A 25669-nucleotide genomic window follows, 5' to 3' on the forward strand; every position below is an offset into this window, starting at 1 on the left:
AGGGGAACCCATCACCGTTGCTGATTCCCCCGATCAGTCCGCGTTTCGGGCCGCTTGTTCCGCCTCGGCCATGACGGCGCTGGCAGCCTCAATCCGATCAATCAAGATGGAGGTCTGTTCGTTCATCATGTCCTGATGAGAGTCTTCGATCGCTTGTCGGACCCCTGGCAAGGGCCAGCTTGCATAGCCAGTCGTCAGTCCAGGAGCATAGATCGCGTGGCGAAAGAACGGTCGGCCCGGGAGCCCACCTTCGATCAGAAACGCCCGTTCAACGCGCATCAAGGCATGATTCACGCGGCTCAGGGTTCCCTCATCCGGAGGTACCTCACCCGCCACCAGGGCAGCCGTGGCCTCATCGAGCTTTGCGGCCTGAGTCTGGAAGTCACGGATCACCCGGGAAAGCTCGACAAGACCATGAAACGCGATCAACGGCTCGTCATCCGCCACCAGCGATTTGCGCGCGACTCTCTCGCGGAGCCGGTTCAATTCGTCTTCGATCGCCTCGCCGTAGGGAGTGAATGTCAACGGGGCGACCTCGGCCGAGGCCGCTCTCAGCAAGATCAACGTATACAGCCGTGCGGCAGTGGTGTGCCCGACGAAACTGGGATCGCCGAATTTTTCCATCCAGTAGAAATTATCATAAATCGAATGATAGACCCCATATCGACCGCCAAAATCGACGTTCAGAGCCGGGATGCCCAGGTTGTCAACGAAGGCCGTGTAATCGGACCCCGAGCCGAGGGGATTCAGCCTTGAGGAGAAGGGAGGCAACACGGGCTCTGGGTCGTCAGCGTCGAGGTCCGGTAATGTCAAGCGGACCGACTTCGCCCAATCCGATCGCTGTTCCTCCAGCCAGACATCCCGTAGGGATCGGCCAGTGGACGGCTCGACCACATCGGCAGCGGCCGAGAGCATCAGGTCTCGGAGCGACGGAACACCGTCCACATCCAGGTTCGGCCCGGAGACGGCGGAATCGACGTTGAGCATCATCAGGGCCTTGGCGTCGAGTTCGTCGCGATGCTCGTCGGCCCATTCGGTCGAGCCGACCAGGCCGTATTCCTCCGCGTCCCAGCTCGCGTAGACAAGCGTTCGTCTCGGTCGCCAGCCGGCCTTGTACGCCTCTCCCAGGGCTCGGCAGGCTTCCAGGGTGGCGGCGGTTCCGCTTCCCGGATCGACCGCGCCGTAGGTCCAGGCGTCTCGGTGGTTGCCGACCATCACCCAGCAATCGGGCTCGAACTCCCCCGTCAAGGTGGCGATGACGTTGTGAATCGTCTTGAGGCTGTATTTGGTCCGAACGGCCAGTCGTACCTCCACCGGCCCCGGCCCGACGTGATAGGCCAAGGGCAGGCCACCTTGCCAGCCTTCGGGAACCTCGGGGCCGGCGAGTGCCTCAAAGATCGGCTGAGCGGCCTCGTAGCTGATGGGGAGGGACGGGATCGCAGCGAAGTATTCGTTGCGGTCGAACCCGTTTTCCTCCTCCCAGGCGTCGACCAGATGCGGTAATACCGAATAATTCATGCTGGGATTGTCGAGTGACATCGGCGCCTTGCCCGCCAGCGGGAATCCGAAATAGCGGTCGAACGGCAAGCGATCGGCCCCCTTGACCGAGGGGCCATGCGGCGTCGATGGGTCTCCCGGCCCGAGCGAGAGGAACTGAACGCTGCCGCGCTGGATCGCCGAGGGTGGCCGGAACGGTCCGTTTGGATAAATGGCTCCTCGGGCGTAACCGTCGTCGATCGGATCGGAGTAGATCAACACCCCGATTGCCCCCCGACGCTGGGCGTTCAGGACCTTGAGCCCCCGGAAAATCGCCCCGTAGCGCGCCAGGACGATCTTGCCGGCCACGTCAATCCCCAGGCCCTCCAACGCCTTGAAGTCGGCGGCCGTCCCGTAATTCGCATAGACGATCTGCCCGGTCACGTCTCCCGACACGCCATAGCCGTGAAACGCGGGCCAGGCGTTCGGACTGGCGGAATCCTTGTCGAGCGGGTTCGGGTCTTCGATCACCTTCAGCTCGATTCGATCGGGGCGCACAATCGTTACTGAGGTCAAGCCGTCCGGCTCGTTGAGCAACACCTCATACTCGGCAAACTCGGCGTTCCAGCCCGCTTCGCGTAGCTGATCCCGAACAAAGACCGCCGTCTCGTAACCTGCTTCGGTCCCGGCTTCGTGCGGTTCCTCGGTCAGGCGGCGGAGGATCGCCCGGGCCGAGTCCGGGTTCGGGACCGTCACTGCAAGGGCTTCCATCTTAGTGAGCCTCTCGGCCTGCGCAGATGAAACTCCCGGAGGACGAAGATCGTCTGCCTGACCAGAAGCTGGAGCCGTCGTCAGCACGAGCAGGAAGATCAATCCTGGGAATCTTGGTTCAGACGACTTCCGATGCATCGGCTCAACGCTCCGAAAGGACGGGGCGACTTGACAGGAAATGCCGCGCGGGGTCATCCTCAGTCCAACAACCCGACACGGGGCACAGGTCATGTGAGCAGGATACGGCCCGGTTCAGACCGACGCCAGCCCCCCCGATCGGATCGTCGATCGTGGTGGTCTCCCCCCGACCCTTTCGATTGCCCGGATGTCTCCATTGAGGCGCTTCGTGATGTCCATCGTGCCGTTGCTGTTCTCGCTCGGAATGCTGGGCACCTCTGCTCCTCAGGGTGCTCCTGCCCAGGGAGAAGTGATCACCGCCCGCTACGAGATCGATCTACTCGGCAGGAGTCGCGTGGTTTTCGCCTTACCCCCTGGGCCTCGGACGATCCAAGCCTTTCGATGGATGCCCGCTTCAGACTCCTCAGAGATCTGGAAATCGGCGCGGCTTCGCCTCATCTGGGACGGTGACGATCTGGAACGCGCAGGGGTTGACGTGCCGCTCGGGCGGTTTGTCAGCCCTGGCGACGGCGACGATCCCCCGACCGAATTCGAGAACCGCCGCGCAATGCCTTACCGTCGGAACGGTCGCCTGGTGCTTGATGCAGAGGGCCCCGTTCGCGGTTCGCTTCGCCTCCAAACCGCGCCGGAGGCGAGCAAGCTCGACAACCAGGGTTACCTTCGGGCCCAGCTTTCGGCTGAGCCGAGCGAGGACGAACAGTCGCCATCGTCGAATTCGGGAAACTTCTCGGAAAATCCCGTAAGCGGATCGGGTCGCGCCGTGCGATACTGGTACGACCGCGAACCTGGACCCTCTGCGACTCACGGATCAGGATGAACGGATTCCTTGCCTTCCTTTCCTTGCCCGTACGTGTCGGTCGTGCGTCGAAGTGTTTCAAGGCCCAATCGTCCGGCTGCCTTTCCCGGAGCCGGGGGAGAAGTTTCCATGCCGCTCTCCGTCGCCATTGGTGGTGCCAAAGGAACCTTTGCGGATCAGGTCGGGAGCGAGGTTGCTCGAGTACTCGACCGGGCGTTCGGAGCCGAAGGTGAGTGGGAGGGGGTGGCCGTGCGCCACTTCGGCGAGCTGACCGCCGATCTCCTGGCCGAGCTTCGCCGCCGAGCCGCCGAGGAACTGGGTGAACATGCTGTGCCGAACCTGTCCGGCGTCGTGGGAGCCAAGACTGGGGTATTCCTCCCCGCTCACGTCCAGACGATCACCTTGCCGCTGTCTCAGGGTGGCCCGCTTTGCTGCGCCAGTCTCCCGGGACTTCGCGAGGAACTGGCCGACCTGGCCAATCGCTGGGACTTGCCCCTTGACGACGCCTCGTTGCTGGAACTGCTCCGCGTGGCCGACGATCCCGAAGATGGTCCCGTCTCCGAGCCTCTCGAGGTCATCACCTTTGCCCGACTCGCCCTAGCGGCGAACGAAGCCGTTCGTCGCGATTGCCCACTCTGGCTTCTCGATTGAGTCTCGGAATGTTCTCTGCTGCCGGATCGATCAATGGAACATCACTCAAAACGCATAACGAACCCCGCAATACGGAAGTTTTTTGCGCAAGAGTGTCACGAACTGATCGACCAGCTCCGTTTTCAATCCGCGCCGGTAGCGAACATTCCGCCCCCCGGTTTCCGAGGTCTTCTCCTCCTGAAGTTCGGGCACCCAGAGCAAGTCCTCGGCTTTCGGGTGCCATCGCAGGTTGACTTCGTGAAGGCCGTCGTGGTGGGTCAGAAAGATGACCTCCGCCCGCAATTGCCGGCGCGCCCTGGGGCCGATCGCGTCGTCGATGTTCGAGAACAACTCCGCGTAATCGTCGAGCCATCCCTCATAGTACACAACCGGGCTGAAGTTCAGGTGAACCTCGTACCCGGCCGCCACGAAGTCGTCGATTGCGGCAATCCGATCAGCAATGGATGACGTGCGGATGTCCAGCAGTTTTGCCACAATCGGTGGCATCATGCTAAACCGAATCCGCGTCTTGCCGCAGGGGTCGTAATCGAGCAAGGCTCGATTGACAAACTTGGTAGCGAACGAGGCTTTTGCGTTCGGCAGGCGACGGAACAGAGCGACGAGGTCCCGGAGATTGTCCGAGATCAGAGCATCGACCGAGCAATCCCCGTTCTCGCCGATGTCATAGACCCACTGCCAGGGGTCGACCTGATTCGGGGTCCCTTTGTTGCCCTGTCGGGCCGCATGACGCTCGATCGCCTGGCAAATTGCGTCGATATTCACGAACGTGCTGATTGGGTTGGCATAACCCTTCCGCCTCGGCACATAACAGTAGGCACAGGCCATCGCGCAGCCGTTCGAGAACCCAGGCGCAATGAAGTCGGCCGATCGGCCGTTGGGACGCATTTCCATCCCCTTGCGAAGCCCCAGCACGAGCGTTGACTTCTTGATCCGAAGCCAGTCCTCGGCGTTCCCTTCATTCCCGTGCAGGCCGGGAATGTTCCAGTGCGACGGCACCACGACCCGCTCAGCCTTCGGGAAGCGATCGAGAATCTCCCGACCCCTCGGGATGTCCGGGACCGAGGCTTCCAGGTAAATCGTCCCAACATCAAGCATCGCGGTCGAAACGACAGGCGCGGATCGCGTCGGCATCCTTCGGTCCCTTCATCCTTGAAACCGGAGGGAATCGCGGCGAAATTCAGGCGCAGACCAGCCGATCCGGTCGGCCTTGCCGCCTGAACTTGTTGTAGACAGGCGTCCAGATACCGTCGAGCGGGTCAGGAACTCAATGAGCGCGTTCGCCTCGTCGGGGAAGATTCTGAGGAATGGGACTCGGCGCGGTGATCGTGACCTCTGTGTTCAGGAGGTGGGCATTGCTGAATGCGGACTGGATCGTGTCAAACTGAACTGGAGGCGTATGAGGGGGAAGTGGGTTGCTTCGTTGTTGGAATCGATAAGCCAGTTCTCGGCTCCGGGCCCGCTCCCGAGCGTATTGCTGTCGAAGCTCCATTTCCCGCATCTTGACTAGCCGGGGGTTGATTCCTCCAGAAGCAACAACGTTTGAGAAAATCTGTGCTTGTCTCGTGTTGTGCATGTTCCAGTAGACGCCGTACAGATTGTCCGGCGTCCGGTAGATGACCTGCTGCTGCATCCCCCGCATCGTGGCCGCCCGATTGGCGTTCATCGACTGGATCATGGCGTTCGTGCGGTTGACCGACTGAATCGCCCCGCTCATTGCTGGACCGCCCATCACGGACTGATTCATCGACGGACTCAACGAGGAGATCATCCCGTTGGCTCGTCCGATCGACTGTTGGGTCGAATTCAAATATCGGTCGGCTCCTCCCGCGGTTTGTGCATGGCCGACCGACCCTATCACGACACTTCCCATCAGCGTGAGAAGGAACATCGGTTGCGGTCGAATGAGTGTCATCGCTCGGCTCCTCAGGGATTGGTCGAATGGGGGAAGCCCCTGTGAAGGGATCAGTGCAATCATGATTCTACGGGTCGACCTGTCGAGTCTTCAAGAACGGGTTGATTCACGCTCGGTCAGGCATCCGACGGCCAGGCCCTTGAAAGTCAACGTCACTCGTGGTGCATCCTCTCGAGGTACAAACCCTTTCGGTGCACGATTTCCTTCGCTTGCCGAACTGGCCTGGATCTGCTACGACACCGATCGAAACCATCAAGATTCGGACTTGCAACGGTTGTGCCGGGGGTGATTACGTGAACGGGAATCGGATCGAAGTGGCCTTCTCCGGCGACCTGACCGACCCGTGGGTCGCGGCCCTCCGCAATGCCATTCATGAGACCTCGACCCCAATCGATGGGGTGGTGCTCCCACAGGACTGGTCGCCTTCCCCCTTCCTCTCGGTCTTGGTACTCCATCGAGGAACCCTCTCCGTGGCCGAGGCTGATCGTTTGCGACGGCTCCGCGAGTCTGATCCGTCGCTTCGGGTCATCCTCGTTGTGGGTCCGCACGCCAGGTATCATCAGATCATGGTCTGGTCGGGGATCGTGGACGTTCTCCTCCCCGAAGCCACTGCCTGCGAGACGATTGCCCGTTACGTCGGGCAGCCAACGCATTCCCGAATCGTGCCAGCCAAACCACTTCCGGTCGCCTTGGCCTGCGGTCAGTGGGAACTGGGCCGCTTGTTGAGTGACGCACTCATCGATGCTGGTTATGCACCGCGACGCGAGCGAGACAATCCCCTCCATGGGCCAGAAGCCTGGGTGGTCTGGGATGTTCCCGTCCTCGATCCAGATTGGTCCAGTCGGCTGGCAATGGCTGCGCAGCGACGAGGGGTGATCGCCTTGCTCGGTCTTGCCAATCGCGATACGGTTGTCACGGCCCGAGCCAGTGGAGCGATTGCCTGCCTCGATCTCCCGTGTGATCCCGACGATCTGATTTATGTGCTCGATCGGCTCACCACTGCAAGCCGATCGGCTTCACTGCGGCGCGATTCGTCACATCCGCACCGGACCCGATCGTTCGATCGGCAAACGCGTGCCAGAACACCATCATAGTCGGCCCAGTGCGTTCCCGGTTCACCTTGCCGAGAAGATGCTGGTCGCTGGGCGCCGGTTGGGATAGTCTCTGCGTTGAATTCGCGAGATGTGGACCTGTCGCGATGTCACGCAACACGGAGACGCACCGATAATGACTCCCCGCCTTTCGAGACGATCGTTGCTCGGAGCTGCCTCAGCCCTTGGCTTGACCTGGAGTGGCTCGCGAGCGACTGCGATTTCGGTCGACACTCGACCGGCGGTCCTCGGGGGAACCCCTGTACGCACCGCATCGTTCCCTAGGTGGCCGATCTTCGGTGACGAGGAAATCTCTGCCCTGGTCGATGTCTTGCGCTCCGGGGCCTGGTACCGAGGCAGTGGCAATCGGGTCGAGCAGTTCGAGTCTGCCTGGGCCGATCGCCTCGGAAGCAAACACTGCGTGGCGACGGCCAATGGCACCAGTGCCCTGATCACCTCGCTCAACGCCTTGGACGTTGGTCCGGGAGACGAGGTCATCGTCCCGCCGTACACGTTTGTGGCAACAATCAACGCTATCTTGATTCAACATGCTTTGCCTGTGTTCGTCGACGTGGACCCCGAAACCTCTCAGATCGATCCGAGCAAGATCGAGGCCGCCATTACCGATCGGACCCGAGCCTTGATGCCGGTCCATATCGGTGGGTCACCGGCCGACATGGATGCGATCATGGCCATCGCCTCCAAGCACGGTCTTCCGGTGATCGAAGACGCTTGCCAGTCTCACCTGGCCGAATGGCGGGGCAAGAAGGTTGGTACGATCGGCGATCTCGGTTGTTTTAGCTTCCAGGCGAGCAAGAATCTCAACTCGGGTGAGGGGGGGGCCGTGATGACCCAGGACCCTCGCTTGCAGGCAGAGTGCATGAGCTTCCAGAACAACGGCCGGTCCGGACCCGGGATGCCCGGCATCTTCGCCCGCAACGGAGCGAATCTCCGGCTCACCGAGTTCCAGGGGGCGTTGCTCATGGCACAGATGACCCGGCTGGATGCCCAGTCGAAACTTCGGGAGGAGAACGCCTCAATCCTCACCGAGCAGCTGAACGACATCCCGGGCGTCACCCCCGCGCGGATGTACGAGGGCTGCACGCGTAATGCCTATCACCTTTATATGTTCCGTTACGATCCGGATCAGTTCTCCGGTCTCTCTCGCTCCGGTTTCCTCAAGGCACTTGCGGCGGAGGGAATCCCGGCCTCCGGCGGTTATGGGCCGCTCTACCACGAGCCGTTCCTCAGACGAGCACTCGATTCCCGAGGTTTCCGCGCCGTCTACTCCCCTCAGAAGCTTGCTGACTACGAGGCCCGCATCGATTGTCCAGGGAACGATCAACTCTGCCAGGAGGCTGTCTGGCTGACGCAGACAACCCTGCTGGGCAATCGACAGGACATGGATCAGATCGCGACCGCGATTCGCAAGATTCGCGAGCACGCGGGCACCATCGCCGCCCTCTAATCCAACGTGTGTCGCTCCAGTCCCTGTTCGGGTCGATCGCGTTGCTCAACAGCAAGTGAGGTCGAGCAACGCGATCAGGAGAACTCAGGAGGATCGACGACGGAATCCGCAATGTATGAGGAGTTCTTGCTGCGATTGATCGTGTCATCCACGACTTGAACGACACTCTGGCCAAGGCCCTTTTGCCGGATGCTCTCAATCTTTTCCCGGCATGTGAACATCGCGTCGACGACCTCGGGATCCCACTGTGTCCCGGCTCCGTTGCGGAAGATCCGATCGATCTGTTCCGAGGCCAGTCGGCGGCGATAGGGGCGGGTGCTTGACATGGCGTCGAACGCATCCGCCACCGCGAGAATGCGGGCAATCTGAGGAATCTGATTCCCGCTAAGCCCGTCGGGATAGCCGGAGCCGTCAAAGTTTTCGTGATGGTGCGCCACACCGGGCAACAGGTGATGCAGTTTCTTTAAGTCTGAAAGAATCTGCACGCCAATGGTTGGATGACGCTTGATCTCGTTGAACTCCTCCGGTGTCAGGGGACCAGGCTTCTGCAAGGTCGCGTCGCTGATTCCGATCTTGCCGACATCGTGCAGCAGGCCGCACAGGTAAAGATCCCCTCGCTCGTTGGCTGAGAGGTCGAGGGCTTCTCCCAGGAGCGTCGCGATTCGACCCACACGCTCGGAGTGGCCGAGCGTGTACGGATCTTTGGCATCGATGGCGGCCGTCAAGGATCGGATGATGCCGAACAAGAGGTCTTTCAGTTCGGTGTAGTGACGAGCGTTGATCCGTTGCGTGGCAATCAGGCTGGCGACCGGTCGCAGCAGGTCGGCCTCGTCCTGACCGAGCGATCGGCCGTCGAGCGGGTTGACCGCGACCAGCCAGCCGGCGCGAACTCCTTCGGAATCCGAGGAGATGGCCAGGGCCTGCCGAACCCCTTCGATCCCGTCCTGAGTGTCGTCTGCCCAGCGTCGTTCTCCCTGGTCTGCCCGGCTGGGAAGCAGCGTGCGGTACGCCTCGGGGCTCAGTCCCGCGACCTCTCCGTCAATCACCACCGCTTCGCGGCGGCTCCGGGGAACCCAGGCGACGGCCTCAACCTGAAGCGTCTCGCGCATCGACTCGACCGCAAGTCGCTGAAACCGTTTCGGCGGTTCCGCAATCGACATCTCTCTGGTCAGCCGGTCGGGAATACGGAACTGGGTTCGTTTCGATCGCAGTGAAGAGGACTCGGGTTTCTCCGACGAGCCGCTGCTCCTGCGGAGCCGATCAGCGACCTCTCGTCCCCAGGCGAGTAACGCCTGAGCGGGGGTCGCCGGTCCCCAGGTGTGGTCTCCGGCACGACCTCCGAAGCTTGACAGGGCAAAGCCGATCCAGACCGTCAGGTCCTTGCCGAGGAACTCCTCCATCTCCGTGACGTGCAGAATTAACCAGAGGTGGTCTTCCGCTGGTCCAGGAAGCCAGAGCGACGCCCCACCCTCCTCACGATCTAGGTCGATGGCCGTTCCCAAGGCCCGGGATGCTTCGGGCCAACGAACACCGTCGGAACCTTCACGAGCCAGCCAGACTGGCTGATTGTCCAGGTCGGTGCTGAGTAACCCGACCGGTGCCGTAAACTCCAGGCGTAACGCTCGGGCCAGACAAGGGGCCTGGCTCTCGGGTCCTTCCACCATCACCTGAGCGTCGAGGTGGATCGAGAACGGATCGACCGTACTGCCAGCGTGCATGGTTCCTCCTGGCTTGCAAGACGACCCCGTCGCCCCAGGCACGCCTGGTCCGGCGTTCGGTGACGGTCCAATACGAACGCTAGGTCGTGACGCGGCTTCTGGCAACTCGGACCAGGGTCTCCCGATCTCAACGCGTCAGCATCCTCATCCATTGATGATGGTCTCTCAATCGAGGAGGGAATCGGATTTCCCGGTCGAAGATGGCTCCTGGGATGTGGCTTGTACACGGTGTCTTGCCCTACCGGAGCGGTCCATGATGTTTCTGGAGAACACGCAGGGTCTTTCCCACGATCTTCTCGACCAATCTCCGACTCTTGAAACACTCGGCGCACTAGAGTTCATTCGGGACTCCGCGGATGCTGCTGTTAACGTAAGTGAACATGGACCGGTTTGGATTCCCCTCGGAGAATCGGTGAGGTTCTGTCTGCCACGCCGGCTCGGAGGAGCAACGGCTATGAGTGATCGGGGGTCTTCGTTTCAGGACGACTCGCTGGACTTTGATCCGGCGGTGGGATGGAATCTTCGTCCCGAGTCGTTTGCGGAGTTCGACGACTTGGATTCGACGTGCTCGGATCACTCCGATTCGCACGAAGCGCCTGGTGATCTCTTGACGCCGCCTGGCGACCTTCGCGGTGATTTCGATTATTCGATGCATCTTCGGCCGAGCGATTCGCCGCTCCAGCCTTCGGAGCCTCTGGGGCCTCGGCAGCGACCATCAGCCTCGTCGGCCCAGGGCTCGTGGCGATACCCTCGGACGGGGGAGCAACTGGCTGGCTTCCGGATCGTCGGCGAACTCGGTCGAGGAGCCTTCGCCCGCGTTTACCTTGCCGAGCAAGAGAATCTCGCTGACCGGCAGGTGGCATTAAAGGTCTCAAATCAGCCGGTGGGGGAAGAGTCACAACTGCTCGCCCGGTTGCAGCACTCGCACATCGTCCCGATCCACTCGGTCCATGAAGACCTGTCCTCGGGCCTCCACCTGATTTGCATGCCATACCTCGGCGGGGCAAACCTGGCCCAGGTGCTTGAGGCCGCTTCCGCCGAGTCGAGCGCCACCTCCAGGAACCTGGGGGGGAGCCTGATCGATGCGCTCGATCTGGTTTGCGGACCGCTTCCGTCCTTGCCCGCCAGCCGCATGGCGGGGGGCCATCGGCAATCGTCCCGAGGCCAATCCGGCTCCAGGGTCATTCCGCCCTCGAACCACGCCTCAAGCCCTGCAAGCAGGCCAATCGCGACCGCCACCAGCACCTATTCCCGGCTCCGGGTGGTCTGGAATCGCTCCTGGAGCTGGATCACCGGCGGGAGCCTTGATCAGGTCGAGGTGCCCCGCACGGTCGTCGATTCCGACCGGGCCCAACCGGCTCGTCATTATTTGAGGCACGCCAGTGCGGTACAGGCCTCGGTCTGGATTGCCGCGCGGTTGGCTGAAGGGCTTGAACATGCCCATTCCCGAGGCTTACTGCATCGCGACCTCAAGCCGTCGAACATCCTGATCACCGCCGACGGCATGCCGATGATCCTTGACTTCAACCTCTCGGCCGTGGCGAATCCCGGAGACGAAGGCAAGCGCGCTCGAATCGGCGGCACCTTACCCTACATGGCTCCCGAACATCTTGACGCCTTCCATCCCCGGGGATCGACTCCCTCTCATGCCGTCGACGAACGCTCCGACCTCTATTCCCTGGGGTTGATCCTCTTCGAGATGGTCACTGGTCGCCAGCCCTTCCGCGATCCTCCCGATGGCCCGCCCATCGCCGAGGTCCTCGACCAGATGATCGTCGAGCGCCTGACCACCGTCCCCTCAGCTCGGGCCATCAATTCGGCGGTTCCCTGGAGCCTCGACGCGCTGTTGCGCAAGTGTCTCGATCCCAATCCCGCCAAACGCTATCAGCATGCCGGTGACCTGGCCGAAGACCTCCGCCGCTTTCTCGAAGACCGTCCGGCCCGCCATGCTCCCGAACCGAGTCTCCACGAGCGGTTCAGCAAGCTCATGCGGCGCAACCCCCATTTGAAAAGCTCGACGACGGTGGGGGCGCTCGCCGTGATCCTTCTGATCATTTTCGCCCTGATGTTTGTCGCCGTCCGGGAACGATGGCACGGCGATGCCGCTCGGGTGGCCCTCCAGGACTTCGAGAATGATTTCACCCGTTGTCAGATCCTCTTGAATTCCTCGACCGATCTCGACCTCGCGTCGAAAGCCGACCTCGAACGCGGACTCACGCGAGCTCGGATGGCTCTGGCACGCTACGGGGTCGATCACCTCGGTCCCGACTGGGTCGATGGGCCGATGGTTCGGACCTTGCACACGAGCGATCGGCAAAACTTGATTGATCAGGTGGTCGAGCTCCTGATGCTTGAAGCACGAGCGTCGATCGTCGCAGCTCGCGACGGTCCCGAATCGGACTACGCCGCCGCCTTGATCCGAGCCGTGCATCGGCTCGACCTGGCCGAGCAGATTGATCCTCGGCCTCCCTCGACCCTCTTTGCCGAACGCGCGACCTATGCCGCCGCACTGGGCCTCAGCGAACAGGCCGAGCGCGACCGCCTCCGCGCCGACGCGATCCCGCCCAAGACCGCCCGCGATTACTACCTCCGGGGCACGGCCGCCCTGGCAAACGGGCAGATCGACCAGGCCGAAGATCTGCTCGACCGTGCCACCGGACTCGATCCACGGCGATTCTGGTCCTGGTTCGCGCTGGGACTCTGCCATTTCGAGCAGGAACGCTATGACGTGGCGGCCTCGGATTTCGCCATCTGCATCATTCTGAACGCCCGATCCTCCCAGGCCTTTGCTAATCGGGGGCTAGCGCTGGCCATGGACGGCCGGCCGGCCGAGGCGCGTCGTGCCTACGACGAAGCCGTGATCCTCGATCCCGACCTGATCCCCGCTCGGATCAATCGCGCGCTGGTTTGCCTGGAGCTCGAAGACCCGGCTCAGGCCGCCGACGACCTGCAATACGCCATCGAGTCCACCCGGAGTCGCGACCCCGCGTTGCTCGCCACCTGGGCCGAGGCCCTGGCCCGGTCCGGTTCCAAGGTCGAAGCCGATCATCGCTTCGGCGAGGCGTTGAAGGACCGCCCCGGCGATCCGGTCATCCTCGTCGCCCGTGGCTTCGTTCGACTCCCCGACGCTCCCGGCGCCGCCCGCGACGACTTCGAACGGGCGTTGAAGGCCGATCCTCGATCTCCCCGAGCCCATCTTGGCATCGCCCATGTCGTCCGTGCCGAGAATCCGAGTGAGGCTCTGGAGCACCTCGACACCGCGCTCGCGACCGAGCCGAATCTGATTGATGCGGTGCAGCTTCGCGCCCTGGTTCGTGCCCGGCTCGGCATGCGATCGGCCGTGGCCGATGTCGACACCCTCCGCCGATTCCCGACCGCCCACCGCCTCTACAATGCGGCCAGTGCCCTGGCCGTGCTCTGCGAAACGACCTCAGACAACTCGCTCAAGGACGACGCGCTGGCCTTGCTCCGTCGCGCCATCGACGCCGGATTTGACCCCTCCTTCGCCGCCTCTGATCCCGATCTCAATTGCCTGCGATCAATGCCGGCCTTCCAGAAACTTGTTCTCCCGAAATGACTCGATGGGCCTGAGTCACGAGAGCAAAGGCCAGCGGTTCGACGGGCGATCACCCCTCCGGTTCGATCGGTTCAATCGGCAGCGGCCGAGCCCCTCCGTCGATCCGGATATGCAGCCGAAGTGCCTCGACGACCCTCGCGAAGCTTTCGGCACTCATCGCCTCGGGAGCCCGGATTCGAACAACTTTGCCCGCATCGCTTTCCCAGAGCAACAGGTCGATGCGCACTCCTGACTCAGGGCTCGCGGTTCGAGACAGCGGTCGAGGTTCGGCTTCACGCTCCAATCCGATTTGTTCGCGGCGGGCAGGAGGAGCAGAGGCTTCGACGGGCGGTCGGGTGGAAGGGCCACCGTCCGGTCTGAGGATGCCGTCGTCTCCCAGAACCCCGGCGAACCTGGCTGACTCGACAAACGACTCGGCCGCTGCCAGCTTGGCCGATGCCGTGATCTGGTAACTATGATACAGCAGATTCGCCAGGCGATCCGGGTCCGGCACCCTCCGGTCGGCCAGGCGAACGAGCAGGTCGGAGTACAGCGGTGGTGCCTTCAAGGCTTCTCGATAGAGGCGAGGCAAGTCGGCCGGATCAACCGGGTGGAGAATGGCCCGGGAGAGGGGAGCGATCCGGTACCCCGAGCCTTCGAGCGTTAAGAGTCCGAACTGCCGGGCCGCACTCAATCGCGTTGAGAAGGTGCGCGTCTTGATGCTCTCAAAACCCATCGACGCCGCGATCGCCTCGGCCGAGGTCCCGTCGAGCCCCTGGTCATCGACGAATCGGGCCAGCTCGATCGCCTCGGAGAGCGGGGCACCGGGATACCGGGCGCTACGCTCTCGGCGTGCTCGAACGGCGGGAGCCTCGGAATCATCACTCACGCGGCACCCCCGATTGTCTCTCGCCTGGCCAGCACGAAGGCCGCGGTCAGTACGCTCGCCAGAAACGTGAGCACGGCCGCAATCCAGAGCCAGTCTTGACCCGCAATCGCCGCCGCGATGGCCATCACCGCCGTAACCAGAAGCAACGGCCGCCACGGTTGCAGCCGGAAGCTCAGACGGACGATCATCCTCAAAATCCGCACACCGTCTCGGAAGGCATTCAGCTTGCTCTGAGTCCCGGCGATCCGGGGGCGATACGGGACCGGTGCCTCGACCACCCGCAACCCCCGGCCGACGGCTTCGCCGGCCAGCTCCGTTTCAATCTCAAACCCTTCGGAACGGAGCCGCATCGTTCGCATCGCTCGGGGAGAGAAGACACGGTAGCCCGAGAGCAAATCCGTGGTCCCCGGCCCCACGAGCACCCAGAAACCGGCGCCGATCAGCAGGTTGCCAATGCTCCGAATCGGTGACATTGCCCCCGGCTCGGCGATCGGCTGGCGAATCCCGACCGCCATGTCGGCCCGACCTTCTCGAACGGCCGCCAGCAAAGGGCCGACGGCTGAGGCCGGATAGGTGCCATCGCCGTCGATCATCACCACTGCGTCGCGGTCGGCCAAATCGGCAAACATTCGACGCACGACGAACCCTTTGCCTTGCTCCGGCTCCGAAACGACCGTCGCTCCGGCTCTGGAGGCCTCAGAGGCGGTTAGGTCGGTCGAGTTGTTGTCAAAGACGACAATCTCGGCCTCGGGCAGTTCCTGACGCCATTCGGCCACCACGGCACCGATCGCCGCCTCCTCGTTATAGCAAGGAATCGCCACGGTCACTCGGGGGGATGTTGACGGGTTTGGATCACTCAACGGTCTTCCATGGGTCTCGCACTGGCGTTCGGACAAGCCTCCCCTCCTGGGACACGATGACCCATTGTTCCCCCAACCGCCTTCCGAGGCAACGCGGAGTCATCAGGCGATCCGGACATTCCTCCCGTTGTCCTTCCCCGAGCCTCGCCGATATGATGAGAACCGATCGGCCCGCGTCCGTGTCCAGCACGGAGGCGGGTCGATTCGTTCCGCGCCTGATCTCAATTGCCGGTCGTAATGCTCAACCTTCCGGCAGATCGTTTCGTGATCCCGAAGAATTGCACCCAAACGGACCAAAGGAGATGTGTTCGTGTCGAGCCGCCGGGTGATCAGTAATGGGGTGGCCTTTTTGATCGTGCTGACGTTGGTGCACCTGATTATTGATGCGTTCGCTGCATCGGTCCACCCGCTCTGGCCCGACCTGCAAAAGCGGCTCGGCGGAGGCGCAGCCATGATCCAGGCGGCCTTCCTCTTCTGGAGCCTCACCACTTCGGCCAGTCAGCTTGTCTTCGGCTACTTTGGCGACCGCTACCGAGGGGGCTGGATGCTCTGGGCTGGCCCCTTGGTTGGGATCGCCTGCATGGGGGCGGTCGGCCGAGCCGAGTCGTTGCCCGTACTCGTCGGCCTGTTGATGCTCGGCGGCCTCGGTGTGGCGGCCTTCCACCCGGAAGCCGCGGCGGCCGTTGGCCACGCCTTGCCCGAGTCGAGAAGTCGAGCCATGTCCCTCTTTGCCACCGGAGGGTTTCTCGGCCAGTCCCTCGGTCCGCTTGGAAGCGGCTGGATGTCGGAACGGTACGGCCTGTCTTTCCTCGTCTGGAACATCACCTGGGGCCTGGCCCTGGTGGCGATCTTAACCCCCTGGCTCCGATCGGCCACCGCCTCGATCGGATCAAGCCAGCAAGGCCGAGGCGTCTCGCTGCCTGAGTTGATTCAGGCCAGCGGCAGGCGTTTGGGGACGCTTGCCTGGATCGGCGTCCTGCGCACCTTGCCCGCGGCTGGAGCGCCGATTGCCTTGGCCTTTCTGCTGGAATCCCGAGGCGCGGGCAACGGGCGGATCGGCCTGGTTCAGGCGGCCTTTTTCGGAGGGATCGGCCTTGGCGGGCTTGTCTGTGCCGCATTGGTGAGTCGGAACCGAGAACGGACCGTTCTCTGGCTCCTCCCAATACTTGCGGCTCCCCTGCTCGCGGCCTGCCCCGTGGTCGCGGGCCCCTGGATGGTGGCGGCGTCTGGGACGCTTGGCCTCATTGTCGGGCTTGGCCTGCCGGTCTTCATCAGCTACGGACAGCAGCTTGTGCCAGAAGGGCCCCGGATCGCCAGCTCAATTACAATGGGCGTGACCTGGGGCCTCGGTGGAGCCTTCGTGGCCGGGATCATGGCCGTGAGTAACCATCTGGGCCGACCGGAACTGGCCTTCATCACCTTTGCCGCCTCCTCCTTGCTGGCGGGCCTGGCCTGTCTCCGGCTCCCCGAGCCGGGTAAACACCTGATCAAACCGCCTCCGGTCGTCCTCGACCCGGCTCGACCGGGGGAGGCCGTCGCCTGATCGACCGGAGCACGCGGCCCAATGAACCTCGCCGCCTTTGCTTTGTTGATCGTGATGGTGCTCGTCCTTCCAATTGTCTTGCTGGTGCAATTCATGATCGATTGGATCGGCGATCGGATCGAGGACCACTGGCCCAACCAAACCCGCGCAGCGTTGCTTCGCTTTTGGTTCCGATTGCTCGCGCCGCTGGTCCTCTCGGTCGTCTTGCTCATCCTGTTGATTGCCTTGATCCTCAACAGCCGAATCCTTCCCCACGCTTGACTCTCCCGCTGAAGACGCCATGAACACGCAGGTCGGGACCGTAACGCTGGTCGGCGCCGGCCCTGGAGATCCAGGGCTGTTAACCCGAGCCGGCGCTGAGGCGATCGCCCGGGCCGAGGTGCTTGTCTACGATCACCTGATCCAATCTCGATTGCTCGATCTTGCCCCACTTTCTGCCGATCGCGTCTTCGCCGGCAAGCAGCGGGGCCGATGCCCGGTCCCTCAGGACGAGATCAACGCCATGCTCGTCCGCTTTGCCCGCGAGGGGAAAGCGGTCGTGCGCCTCAAGGGGGGCGATCCCTACGTCTTCGGCCGAGGGGCCGAGGAGGCCGAATATCTCATCGCTCACGGCGTTCCCTTCCGGGTCATTCCGGGAGTCACTGCGGGGGTGGGCGCGACCTCTTACGCCGGGATTCCCGTCACGCACCGCGACGCGACCTCGGCCGTCGCCTTCATCACCGGCCACAACGAGCCCGGCGACCCGAGCGACCGCATCGACTGGCCCGCCCTCGCCCGGTTCCCCGGCACTCTCGTCTTCTACATGGGCTTCCGGCACCACGCAGCAATTTGTGCCACCCTCATCCGCCTCGGCGTGGCTCCCTCGACCCCCGCCGCGATCGTTTGCAATGGCTCCACCGCCTTGCAACGCACCGTCAGCGGGACGCTCGCCACTCTGGCCGACGTGGTTGCGGCGGCCGGTCCCGGCATCGGATCACCCGCCTTGCTCGTCGTCGGTCAGGTGGTGTCGCGTCGTGAGCCTTTGGCCTGGTTTGAGCGCCTCCCGCTCTTTGGTCGGTCGATCGTCGTCACTCGACCGATCGGCGAATCGGACCGCTCCGCATCCGATCTTGAAGCCCTTGGCGCCGAGGTCCTGATCGCCCCGACTGTCCAGATCCTTCCCATCGACGACCACGCGCCGATGGACGACGCCATCGACCGCCTGCCTTCCTTCGATTGGCTCGTCTTCACGTCCGGCAATGGCGTTCGCTACTTCCTCGACCGTCTCGAAAGCCGAGGACGCGACCTCCGCGCCCTCGGCCACCTGAAGCTCGCTGCCATCGGCCCCGCCACCGCCGAGGCTCTGGCTCGTTACCGACTCCGAGCCGACCTCGTCCCCGACTCATTCCGTTCCGAAGGCCTGGCTGAGGCGCTCGTCCCACGTGTCTCCGGCAAACGCGTCCTCCTGGCCCGCGCCGATCGGGGCCGCATGATCCTTCAGGAACAGCTCGCTCCCATCGCCCACGTTGAACAGATTCCCGTCTATCGCAACGCCGACGCCGACACCTTGCCCGCCGACGTGCTCGACTGCCTTGAACGCGGCTCGGTGGACTGGATCACCCTGACCAGCTCAGCCATCACCGCTCGTTTGCACACCTTGCTCCCGGAGTCGGCCCGAAGCCGGATCGCCTCAGGATTCATCCGCCTGGCCAGCATCAGCCCCGTCACGAGCGAGGCCGCCCGCCGCCTCGGCTGGCCCATCGCCGCCGAGGCCACCGAGCACACCTGGCCGGGTCTGCTCCGGTCCCTGATTGGTGTTGAGACAGGCCAGCAAAATCATTAAATCCCGAAGGTCGGATTGCACCGACTCAGGGCGTCTCGGGGGCAAGAAAAAGGTCGCCCGGAGTCGTTGTCCAGTTGGCCCCTTCTGCGTAGGGCGTCCCGCCGTCGTCCTGACCATCGGGGCCGACCGAGTAGAGGACGAATCCGGGGGCTGCTTCGGAAGCTCGATACACGAAGGGACCGCCGGTGAAAGGATCGGTCGGGAGCTTCTCGAAGAAATCCGGCACAAGCTGGTCCAGTCGGTCGGGCGGTGCGTTGTGGCGTGCTTCGAAGCCTCGAATCGCGAGATCAATCGCCAGCAGTCGAGCCATCGTTGAGGCTCGCAGCCAGGAATTCCGCCCCGCATCCAGAGCCGGGATGAGTAGCCCATCGAGTTTGCCTCGGACCCCTGGCACAAAGGTTCGGGCGAATTTCAAGCCCCGAGGGGCGGTTTCGAGGCCCCAGGCCGTTTCCAGGGCGATCGTCTTCTCGATGTCGGGCCGTTCGGCATCGAAGGCCATGACTTCTCGGGAAATCCTCCGGCATTGCTCCATGTCAAGATCGTCGCGGAGACTCCGAAGCCCTTCGACACCGGTCCGTTCGATGGCGACGCCCACAAGTGCGTGGAGCAGCAGGCCGTTCCGAGTCCCGTTTCGCGACAGTCCGAGGATCGCGAAGCAGCGCTCGGCTGCCTCGTCGATTCGTCCCTCCTCCTGCGCGACGATGGCATCGGCCAGCATGAGGCGTGCGAGCATCCGGAGTGTACCGAGTTCCCGCATTTCCGCGTCGGCTTGGGTGAAACTCAGTGGTACGCCACTCGGCAGTTCGAGCCCCTCGTCGGCGAGTTCCAGGGCATCCTGATTGGCGAGAACCCAGACCCGTAACTCAACCGGATCAGCCTCATCAATCGTGCCTTCGTTCGGCGGCGAACCTTCGATCATCAAGCCCGCCCGGACAAGCAAGTCAAACCCGTTCGGGTCCGGTATGGGTGGGGGGGAAGGGGGGCCTGACTGTTGGGCAAGGGCCAATACGATCGCACCAATGCTCACGATTCCGAGGGTTGCGAAGACCCATCGCATCCGGCGTTGTGGACGGCTGGACATCGAAGAACGCTCCACAAGAACGATGCCCATCGGGCCTGAAGTCTTGCGGGAACATTCGTCCGTCGGCGCGAGTTATTCAACGAGTGACATGGGGAAAGATCAGGGGCTTTCCCGACTAGCGCAGTTCTCGATACGTCTCGACCCCCTGCCAGATCACAAATGCGGCCCCCAGGATAAAGAGGATATCCAGGACGATGAATCGCCCGAAGATGCCCAGGGCCAGATCAAGTACGAAGAGGAGGGCCACCAGCCCCGCGACGATCATCGACGCGAAGCAGAGGATCTTCTCAGTCTCCATGACGGACGCGCTCCAGGCGGACGACGGACGGGAGGAGAGTCCTTTAGCTTGACTCTACCACATGCGACGGGGCCACAAGGGGCTTATCATGCCCGCGCCGGCCGAGCCGATCAAGCCAGCGACCCCGGCCGTTGCCGGGAAGATACGCGAAATCAGGAAGCTGGGCCATTCCCATCGAGCCCCTTGATCTCGATCCGACGCGGCTTGGCACGTTCGGCCTTCGGCAACGAAATCCGCAACACCCCATGTTTCAATTCGGCTGAAATCCGAGAGCGATCCACTTCATCACTCAGAATAAAGGTCCGCTGGTAGCAACCAAACGGAAATTCCTCCAGGAGCGCCGGGGCCGATTCGGGCACCGACCGCCGTGCTTCGGCTCGGAGTGTCAAGAGATTGTCTTCCAGATCAATCGCCACCGACTCCTCGACCGCTCCGGGCAGATCCGCCAGCAGAACCAGGCCGTCGGGCTCCTCGAAAATGTCGATCAGGGGGGTCTGCACGAAGGCCTGAGCAGATGTCGGTCTGGCCTCCGAGGGTTCTGACACCGAGGCCCGAGCGGGTGCTTCGGCGGGGACGCCTTCCCGCTGAGGACGGCCGATGGACACCGGAATCGGGCGCTGAGGGGTCGACATAAACAAGCCTCCGGAATCATCCAGGGAACCAGGATTCGACCGCATCGACGCCTCACGCTCAACCCAGGCTGGCGACGGCGATCTGTCGAGGACGGGCCTCGGCATCCTTGGGAAGAGTGACGGTGAGCACGCCGTGCGCGAATTGGGCCGAGGCTGCAGCGGAATCGACCCGCTCGGGCAACGTGACCGATCGGCCGAAGCGGCCGAAAGGTCGTTCCTGACGGCGGAAACAATCGTCCGAGGCCCCCTCGGGCCGCCGACGTTCTCCACGTAGCGTCAAGGTCTCTCCGGTGATCGTCAGGTCAATCTCCTGCGGATCGATCCCAGGAAGCTCGGCGGTGACGTAGTACAGGTCCCCCGCGTCATACAGATTGATGGCCGGAAACGGTCGCGCAAACCGCACCCCCAGCGACTCGAAATTGCCGAGAAGCCGTCCCACTTCCCTCCGGATCTCCCGAAACGGGTCCCAGGGGCCCGAGCCTTGCCACGGTAAACCATTCATATACGACTCTCCCGCCTCGTGATCGGAATACGATTGAACGATCACTGATGGGAATGGATCGGTGCATTTCTCGTGCCGCATACTCGTAAGCGGGCAAGGTGCACGGTGTGTTTGAGTCGCAATGCCTTGTTTTGAAAGAGGTTGTGGAAACGTATCGCGTTTGCTGGTCCTCGTGGGCTCACGAGGACTCTGCACTCGATCCTGCAAGAATGGCAGGTCTTCCAGGAAGAGTACGCCCCGAGGCGCTGAAGGTGCCAGATCGGCAGCCTGGTGGTGTCGACCGGGGGCTTCCTCCCGAACATCAACAGGACGAAGAAGTGTTGCTGACGGATGTCATGTGTGATCGGTGGTCCCGTCGGTTGTCGGCGCGGGTTCGACCTTCAAGGCCCGATCGGCGATGTCATGACGATACCAACCGCCCGTGAATCGGATGGCGGCCGCGGCCTTGTAGGCGCGTTCGCGAGCCTCGGCGATGCTGTCCCCGATCGCCGTGACGTTCAAGACCCGGCCACCGTCGGTCACGGTCCGAGGCCCTTGCGGCTCGTTCCGCAGGGTCGTTCCGGCGTGGAAGACCTTCACGCCTTCGACCCGATCGGCCTCGTCCAGACCGTTGATCGGCCGGCCGCGGTCGTAGTTGCCCGGATAGCCTTCGGAGGCCATGACCACGGTGATCGCCGGCCTCGGGTCCCAGTCCAGCTCGACGGTGTCGAGCCGCTCATCAACAACCGCGTCGAGCGCATCGAGCAGGTCGGAACGCAGTCGCATGAGAACTGCCTGAATCTCCGGGTCGCCGAAGCGGACGTTGAATTCCAGAACCTTCGGCCCTTGCTGCGTGAGCATCAGGCCCGCGTACAGGACCCCCCGGAACGCTTTGCGTGATCGTTTCATGGCATGAACGATCGGCACGAGAATCTCGCGCTCGACTTCGACCATTAGTTCCGGCGTGACGATCGGGGCAGGGGAGTAGGCCCCCATGCCTCCCGTGTTCGGCCCTTCGTCGCCGTCGAACGCCCGCTTGTGGTCCTGGCTCGATTCGAGCGGAATGATCGTTCGGCCGTCGGTCAGGGCCAGCACACTCGCCTCAACCCCGTCGAGCCGTTCCTCAATCAGGACCCGATCCCCGGCCCTCCCGTATGCCTGGCGGACCATGATCTCGTCGATCGCCTCGAGCGCCTCTCCCAGGTTCCGGCAAACGTACACTCCTTTGCCCGCCGCCAGACCGTCGGCCTTCACGACCAGCCCGATCGGCCGGGTCAGAACGTATCGCCGGGCCTCCTCGATCGTCTTGAACCCCCGACGCTTGCCCCGTTCATCAAACTCGACCTCGGCCGACCCTGGAAGAATCACCTGGCGAGGGTCGAGAATCGCCTCGATCGCCTCGATCGCCTCGGCCGCGGTTCGGCAATGCTGCGTCCCTCGAACCGGAGACTTCCCCTTCGGCCGTAGCGTCAGGGCCACTTCCCGCGAGAGCACGTACTGCTCGGCATCCGGAGCCGATCGGAAGACGCGAAACTCGGCCGTCGGAATCCCGGCCTGCCGCATCAGTTCCTTGGCGAAGATCTTGCTCCCTTCCAGCTCCGCCGCGTCCTTGCGAGGGCCGAAAATTCGCAACCCCTCGCGCTGGAAGGCATCGACCAGACCGTTGACCAGGGGCTCCTCGGGACCAACCACTGTCAGGCCGATGTCTCGACTCTTGGCGAACCGGATCAGCTCTCGGGTGTCCTTGGGATCGATCGCCACGTTCTCAGCGTCGCGAGCGGTGCCGGCGTTCCCCGGAGCGCAATAGACGGTGTTCACACGGGGGGATTGGCCGAGCTTCCAGCAAAGGGCGTGCTCACGACCACCCTTGCCAATGACCAGAACGTTCACGGATCGACTCCCTGCGACTCTCCGGATCGGCCCGGCGAGGAGCCGGCTCATCCTGTTTTCGTGGCTTGAAGCAGATCATTCTACTCAGCGACGATCAACTTCGCGCCGCCATCTTTTTTTCAACCGGTTGACGAGCCCAGTCGTCCCTCCACTTCGTGAGCGTTGGAGACGTGGTTTCGCATCCGTCGATCCGCTAGAATTCATCATCCTGATAATGCGCCCGGCCGTTGGGCCGATTAGCGCTCGAACGTGTTTGCCAGAGAGGAGCGATTTGCCGTGAAGCGCGTTGCTGTGGTCGGGGCCACCGGGGCCGTCGGAGAACGGATGATTCGGTTGCTGGAGGAACGCGCGTTTCCGGTCCAATCGCTCACCTGCCTCGCCTCCGAACGCTCGGCCGGGGCCAACCGAACAGCTCGGTTCGAAGGGCAAGAGATCCCCGTCGAGCCGATCCGCGAGGAGGCGTTCCGCAGCATCGACATCGTCCTGTCGAGCGTCCCTGGCTCCGTCTCCCGCCAGTGGAGCCCCATCGCCGCCTCGGCCGGAGCGGTCGTCATCGACAACTCCAGCGCCTTTCGCATGGACCCCGACGTTCCCCTCGTCGTCCCCGAGGTCAACGCCCACGACATCCCGAAACACAAAGGGATCATCGCCAACCCCAACTGCTCGACCATCCAGATGGTCGTCGCCCTCAAGCCGCTGCACGACGCCGCGACCATCCGCCGCGTCGTCGTCAGCACCTATCAATCCGTCTCCGGGGCCGGCCAGAGCGGCCTGGTCGAGCTCGAAGAACAGCTCGAAGCCCTCGTCCACAAACGCGACTGGCCCGAGCCGTCGAAGTTCGCCCACCCGATCGCCGGCAACTGCCTGCCCCACATCGACGTCTTCCTCCCCGACGGCTACACCAAGGAGGAGCGGAAGATGATCGACGAGACGCGCAAGATTATGGGAGACGAATCCATCGAGGTCGTTCCCACCTGCGTCCGCGTTCCCGTGCCGTACTCGCACAGCGAGTCGATCCTCGTCGAGTTCGATCGCCCGCTCTCTCCCGACGACGCCCGAGCCCTCTGGGCCAAGGCCCCCGGGATCACCGTGCTCGACAACCCCGAGCACAACCAGTACCCCCTCGCCGCCGACGCTGAAGGCCACGACGACGTTTTCGTGGGACGCATCCGGCAAGATCCCTCCCGCGCCAACGCCCTCTTGTTCTGGTGCGTCAGCGACAACCTCCGCAAAGGCGCGGCTACCAACGCGGTGCAGATTGCCGAGGAACTGGTGAAGCTCTCCCCCGTCAATTCCTAACCGCCTTTCGGACGGACGATCGGCATGACCTCCCACCCGCTTGACCTCGACGCGGCCCGCTGTCGCCTCGTGCTCAACGACCTGAGCGGGGAGGAGGTGCTTGCCGTCGCCGAGCATGCCCTTAATCAAGGGCGCTGGTGCGACGAATTCTGAGTCCTCGTTGGCCAAAAGACCCCTTGATCTGGGAGGTTCGTCCCATCTTCGAACGCGGTCTCAGGACGCTTGGTCTGGAACGTCCCAGCCTCGAACAGGCTCTCATTAGCGTCGGTTGCTGGCGGTCGATGCAGATCCTCGATGGGACAACCTCTCCCGCCCTTGCCGCCTGGAGTCTTCGCCAGATCGCCGGTAAGCACTGGTCCCATTGCGATCCGCTCCTTCCGTTCGTCTCGCTCGACGAGGATTGCCAGTCGGCCGAGGGGGAGCACTGGCGCACGGTGCAGGCGCGGTCTGATCGAGCCATCGTCGAGGAGGCCCAACGATTCCTGCTCGACCATTTGAACGCCTTCCCCCAACCGTGACGATGCGGAACATCAAGCTCACCCTCTGCTACGACGGTGCCGGTTACCACGGCTGGCAACGCCAGCCGGGACGTCCGACGATTCAGGGCGAACTCGAATCAGCCATCGAGCAGATTCTCGGCGATCGGCCGACGACCCTGGCCAGCGGCCGAACCGATGCCGGGGTCCACGCGATCGGCCAGGTGGCGACGTTCGAATCCGAGACGACCTTGCCCCCCGACGTGCTCGTTCGGGCCATCAATGCCAAGCTCCCGCGATCGATCCGGGTTCTTCATGCCGAGGATGTCCCGCTCGACTTCCACGCCACCCTCAGCGCAACAAGCAAACGCTATCGTTACGTGATCGACAATTCCCGGATCCCCGACCCCTTCCAGCGTCACTCTTGCTGGCACGTCGGCTACCCGCTCGACGAGCAGCGCATGCACCGCGCCGGCCAGGGCCTGAAGGGGACCCATGACTACCGTAGCTTCGAAACCGAGTGGCCGAACCGCCAGACCAGCATCCGCACCATCTTCGACATCGCCGTCTCGCGTCACGAACACCTCGTGCATGTCGAGGTCGAGGCCGACGGCTTCCTGTACAATATGGTCCGGGCGATCACCGGCACGCTCGTCCTTGTTGGGAGTGGTCGACGCCCCGAAACCTTCGCCGCCGAGGCCCTCGCCGCCCAGGCTCGCCGCGAGGCCGGACCGACCGCTCCCCCTCAAGGTCTGTTCTTGCTCTACGTACGGTACGACGGCGTACTCCCCTCTACGACCCAGGAGAGGCCCTGACGCCTC

The 25669-nt window shown here is 63.1% G+C and carries 23 protein-coding genes; 12 read left to right on the forward strand and 11 right to left on the reverse strand.

All coding sequences use genetic code 11. The features are described 5' to 3' along the window. Nucleotides 1–33: 33 nt before the first annotated feature. Nucleotides 34–2247, reverse strand: coding sequence for a M28 family metallopeptidase (locus tag HG800_RS05845; protein WP_235963345.1), 2214 nt, complete (start codon nt 2245–2247; stop codon nt 34–36). 349 nt (nt 2248–2596) lie between these two features. Here HG800_RS05845 and HG800_RS05850 point away from each other — a divergent pair, with 349 nt between their 5' ends. Both HG800_RS05850 and HG800_RS05855 read left to right on the forward strand, forming a co-directional pair. Beyond that, complete coding sequence (locus tag HG800_RS05850; protein ID WP_169974758.1) at nt 2597–3202, forward strand: hypothetical protein; 606 nt, start codon at nt 2597–2599, stop codon at nt 3200–3202. 108 nt (nt 3203–3310) lie between these two features. Next, a complete protein-coding gene (locus HG800_RS05855) occupies nt 3311–3832 on the forward strand; it encodes a hypothetical protein (protein ID WP_169974760.1) in 522 nt (173 codons plus the stop codon). Between the two features lie 45 nt (nt 3833–3877). Here the strand turns inward: HG800_RS05855 and HG800_RS05860 are convergent, their stop codons facing one another. Both HG800_RS05860 and HG800_RS05865 read right to left on the reverse strand, forming a co-directional pair. Beyond that, nucleotides 3878–4963 carry a spore photoproduct lyase family protein gene (locus tag HG800_RS05860; RefSeq protein WP_169974762.1) on the reverse strand — a complete coding sequence of 362 codons (1086 nt, stop codon included), beginning with the start codon at nt 4961–4963 and terminating at the stop codon, nt 3878–3880. 133 nt (nt 4964–5096) lie between these two features. Beyond that, the gene (locus HG800_RS05865) at nt 5097–5576 is read right to left on the reverse strand and encodes a hypothetical protein (RefSeq protein WP_169974764.1); all 480 of its coding nucleotides are present in this window, start codon (nt 5574–5576) and stop codon (nt 5097–5099) included. A gap of 461 nt (nt 5577–6037) precedes the next feature. Between HG800_RS05865 and HG800_RS05870 the strand changes: the two genes are divergently transcribed. After that, complete coding sequence (locus HG800_RS05870) at nt 6038–6838, forward strand: hypothetical protein (protein ID WP_169974766.1); 801 nt, start codon at nt 6038–6040, stop codon at nt 6836–6838. Between the two features lie 133 nt (nt 6839–6971). Further along, nucleotides 6972–8303 carry a DegT/DnrJ/EryC1/StrS family aminotransferase gene (locus HG800_RS05875; protein ID WP_169974768.1) on the forward strand — a complete coding sequence of 444 codons (1332 nt, stop codon included), beginning with the start codon at nt 6972–6974 and terminating at the stop codon, nt 8301–8303. A gap of 74 nt (nt 8304–8377) precedes the next feature. On the opposite strand, the gene HG800_RS05880 is transcribed toward HG800_RS05875, so the two are convergent. Continuing rightward, a complete protein-coding gene (locus tag HG800_RS05880) occupies nt 8378–10021 on the reverse strand; it encodes an HD-GYP domain-containing protein (RefSeq protein ID WP_169974770.1) in 1644 nt (547 codons plus the stop codon). Between the two features lie 454 nt (nt 10022–10475). On the opposite strand from HG800_RS05880, the gene HG800_RS05885 reads away from it, so the two are divergent. Further along, nucleotides 10476–13598 (forward strand): protein kinase domain-containing protein, encoded by a 3123-nt coding sequence (locus HG800_RS05885; protein ID WP_235963347.1) that lies wholly within the window; start codon nt 10476–10478, stop codon nt 13596–13598. A gap of 49 nt (nt 13599–13647) precedes the next feature. Here the strand turns inward: HG800_RS05885 and HG800_RS05890 are convergent, their stop codons facing one another. Both HG800_RS05890 and HG800_RS05895 read right to left on the reverse strand, forming a co-directional pair. Beyond that, nucleotides 13648–14466: a hypothetical protein gene (locus HG800_RS05890; RefSeq protein WP_169974774.1), complete on the reverse strand. Its 819-nt coding sequence runs from the start codon at nt 14464–14466 to the stop codon at nt 13648–13650. Next, nucleotides 14463–15287 carry a glycosyltransferase gene (locus HG800_RS05895; RefSeq protein ID WP_315851979.1) on the reverse strand — a complete coding sequence of 275 codons (825 nt, stop codon included), beginning with the start codon at nt 15285–15287 and terminating at the stop codon, nt 14463–14465. Before HG800_RS05895 ends, HG800_RS05890 begins: the two co-directional genes overlap by 4 nt. Before the next feature lie 349 nt (nt 15288–15636). On the opposite strand from HG800_RS05895, the gene HG800_RS05900 reads away from it, so the two are divergent. Genes HG800_RS05900 through cobA form a run of 3 tightly spaced genes read left to right on the forward strand, consistent with a single transcriptional unit; the run spans nt 15637 to nt 18691 of the window. Continuing rightward, nucleotides 15637–16869, forward strand: coding sequence for an MFS transporter (locus HG800_RS05900; RefSeq protein ID WP_169974778.1), 1233 nt, complete (start codon nt 15637–15639; stop codon nt 16867–16869). Nucleotides 16870–16890: 21 nt separating this feature from the next. Further along, nucleotides 16891–17130 (forward strand): hypothetical protein, encoded by a 240-nt coding sequence (locus tag HG800_RS05905; RefSeq protein WP_169974780.1) that lies wholly within the window; start codon nt 16891–16893, stop codon nt 17128–17130. 19 nt (nt 17131–17149) lie between these two features. Beyond that, on the forward strand, nt 17150–18691 hold the full coding sequence (cobA, locus tag HG800_RS05910; RefSeq protein WP_169974782.1) for a uroporphyrinogen-III C-methyltransferase: 1542 nt from the start codon (nt 17150–17152) through the stop codon (nt 18689–18691). A 25-nt stretch (nt 18692–18716) separates the two neighbouring features. On the opposite strand, the gene HG800_RS05915 is transcribed toward cobA, so the two are convergent. The 5 genes from HG800_RS05915 to purD form a co-directional block, all read right to left on the reverse strand. Beyond that, entirely contained in the window at nt 18717–19772 is a 1056-nt protein-coding gene (locus tag HG800_RS05915) for a hypothetical protein (RefSeq protein ID WP_169974784.1), read from the reverse strand. A 115-nt stretch (nt 19773–19887) separates the two neighbouring features. Next, entirely contained in the window at nt 19888–20070 is a 183-nt protein-coding gene (locus HG800_RS05920; protein ID WP_169974786.1) for a hypothetical protein, read from the reverse strand. 152 nt (nt 20071–20222) lie between these two features. Then, a complete protein-coding gene (locus HG800_RS05925; protein ID WP_169974788.1) occupies nt 20223–20702 on the reverse strand; it encodes an Hsp20/alpha crystallin family protein in 480 nt (159 codons plus the stop codon). Nucleotides 20703–20760: 58 nt separating this feature from the next. After that, nucleotides 20761–21204, reverse strand: coding sequence for an Hsp20/alpha crystallin family protein (locus tag HG800_RS05930; RefSeq protein WP_169974790.1), 444 nt, complete (start codon nt 21202–21204; stop codon nt 20761–20763). 333 nt (nt 21205–21537) lie between these two features. After that, nucleotides 21538–23073 (reverse strand): phosphoribosylamine--glycine ligase, encoded by a 1536-nt coding sequence (gene purD, locus HG800_RS05935; RefSeq protein WP_315851980.1) that lies wholly within the window; start codon nt 23071–23073, stop codon nt 21538–21540. Between the two features lie 276 nt (nt 23074–23349). On the opposite strand from purD, the gene HG800_RS05940 reads away from it, so the two are divergent. From HG800_RS05940 to truA, 4 genes are read left to right on the forward strand one after another with little or no spacing between them, the layout of a single operon-like run. Further along, nucleotides 23350–24372 carry an aspartate-semialdehyde dehydrogenase gene (locus HG800_RS05940; protein WP_169974794.1) on the forward strand — a complete coding sequence of 341 codons (1023 nt, stop codon included), beginning with the start codon at nt 23350–23352 and terminating at the stop codon, nt 24370–24372. 24 nt (nt 24373–24396) lie between these two features. Continuing rightward, nucleotides 24397–24525, forward strand: coding sequence for a hypothetical protein (locus HG800_RS27930; RefSeq protein ID WP_261345893.1), 129 nt, complete (start codon nt 24397–24399; stop codon nt 24523–24525). Next, nucleotides 24510–24890: a hypothetical protein gene (locus tag HG800_RS05945; protein ID WP_169974796.1), complete on the forward strand. Its 381-nt coding sequence runs from the start codon at nt 24510–24512 to the stop codon at nt 24888–24890. Before HG800_RS27930 ends, HG800_RS05945 begins: the two co-directional genes overlap by 16 nt. A 2-nt stretch (nt 24891–24892) precedes the next feature. Further along, nucleotides 24893–25663, forward strand: a complete 771-nt coding sequence (gene truA / locus HG800_RS05950) for a tRNA pseudouridine(38-40) synthase TruA (protein WP_169974798.1) — start codon at nt 24893–24895, stop codon at nt 25661–25663. Nucleotides 25664–25669: the final 6 nt, after the last annotated feature.

It is taken from the genome of Tautonia rosea, assembly GCF_012958305.1.
In the GTDB taxonomy this organism is placed as follows: domain Bacteria; phylum Planctomycetota; class Planctomycetia; order Isosphaerales; family Isosphaeraceae; genus Tautonia; species Tautonia rosea.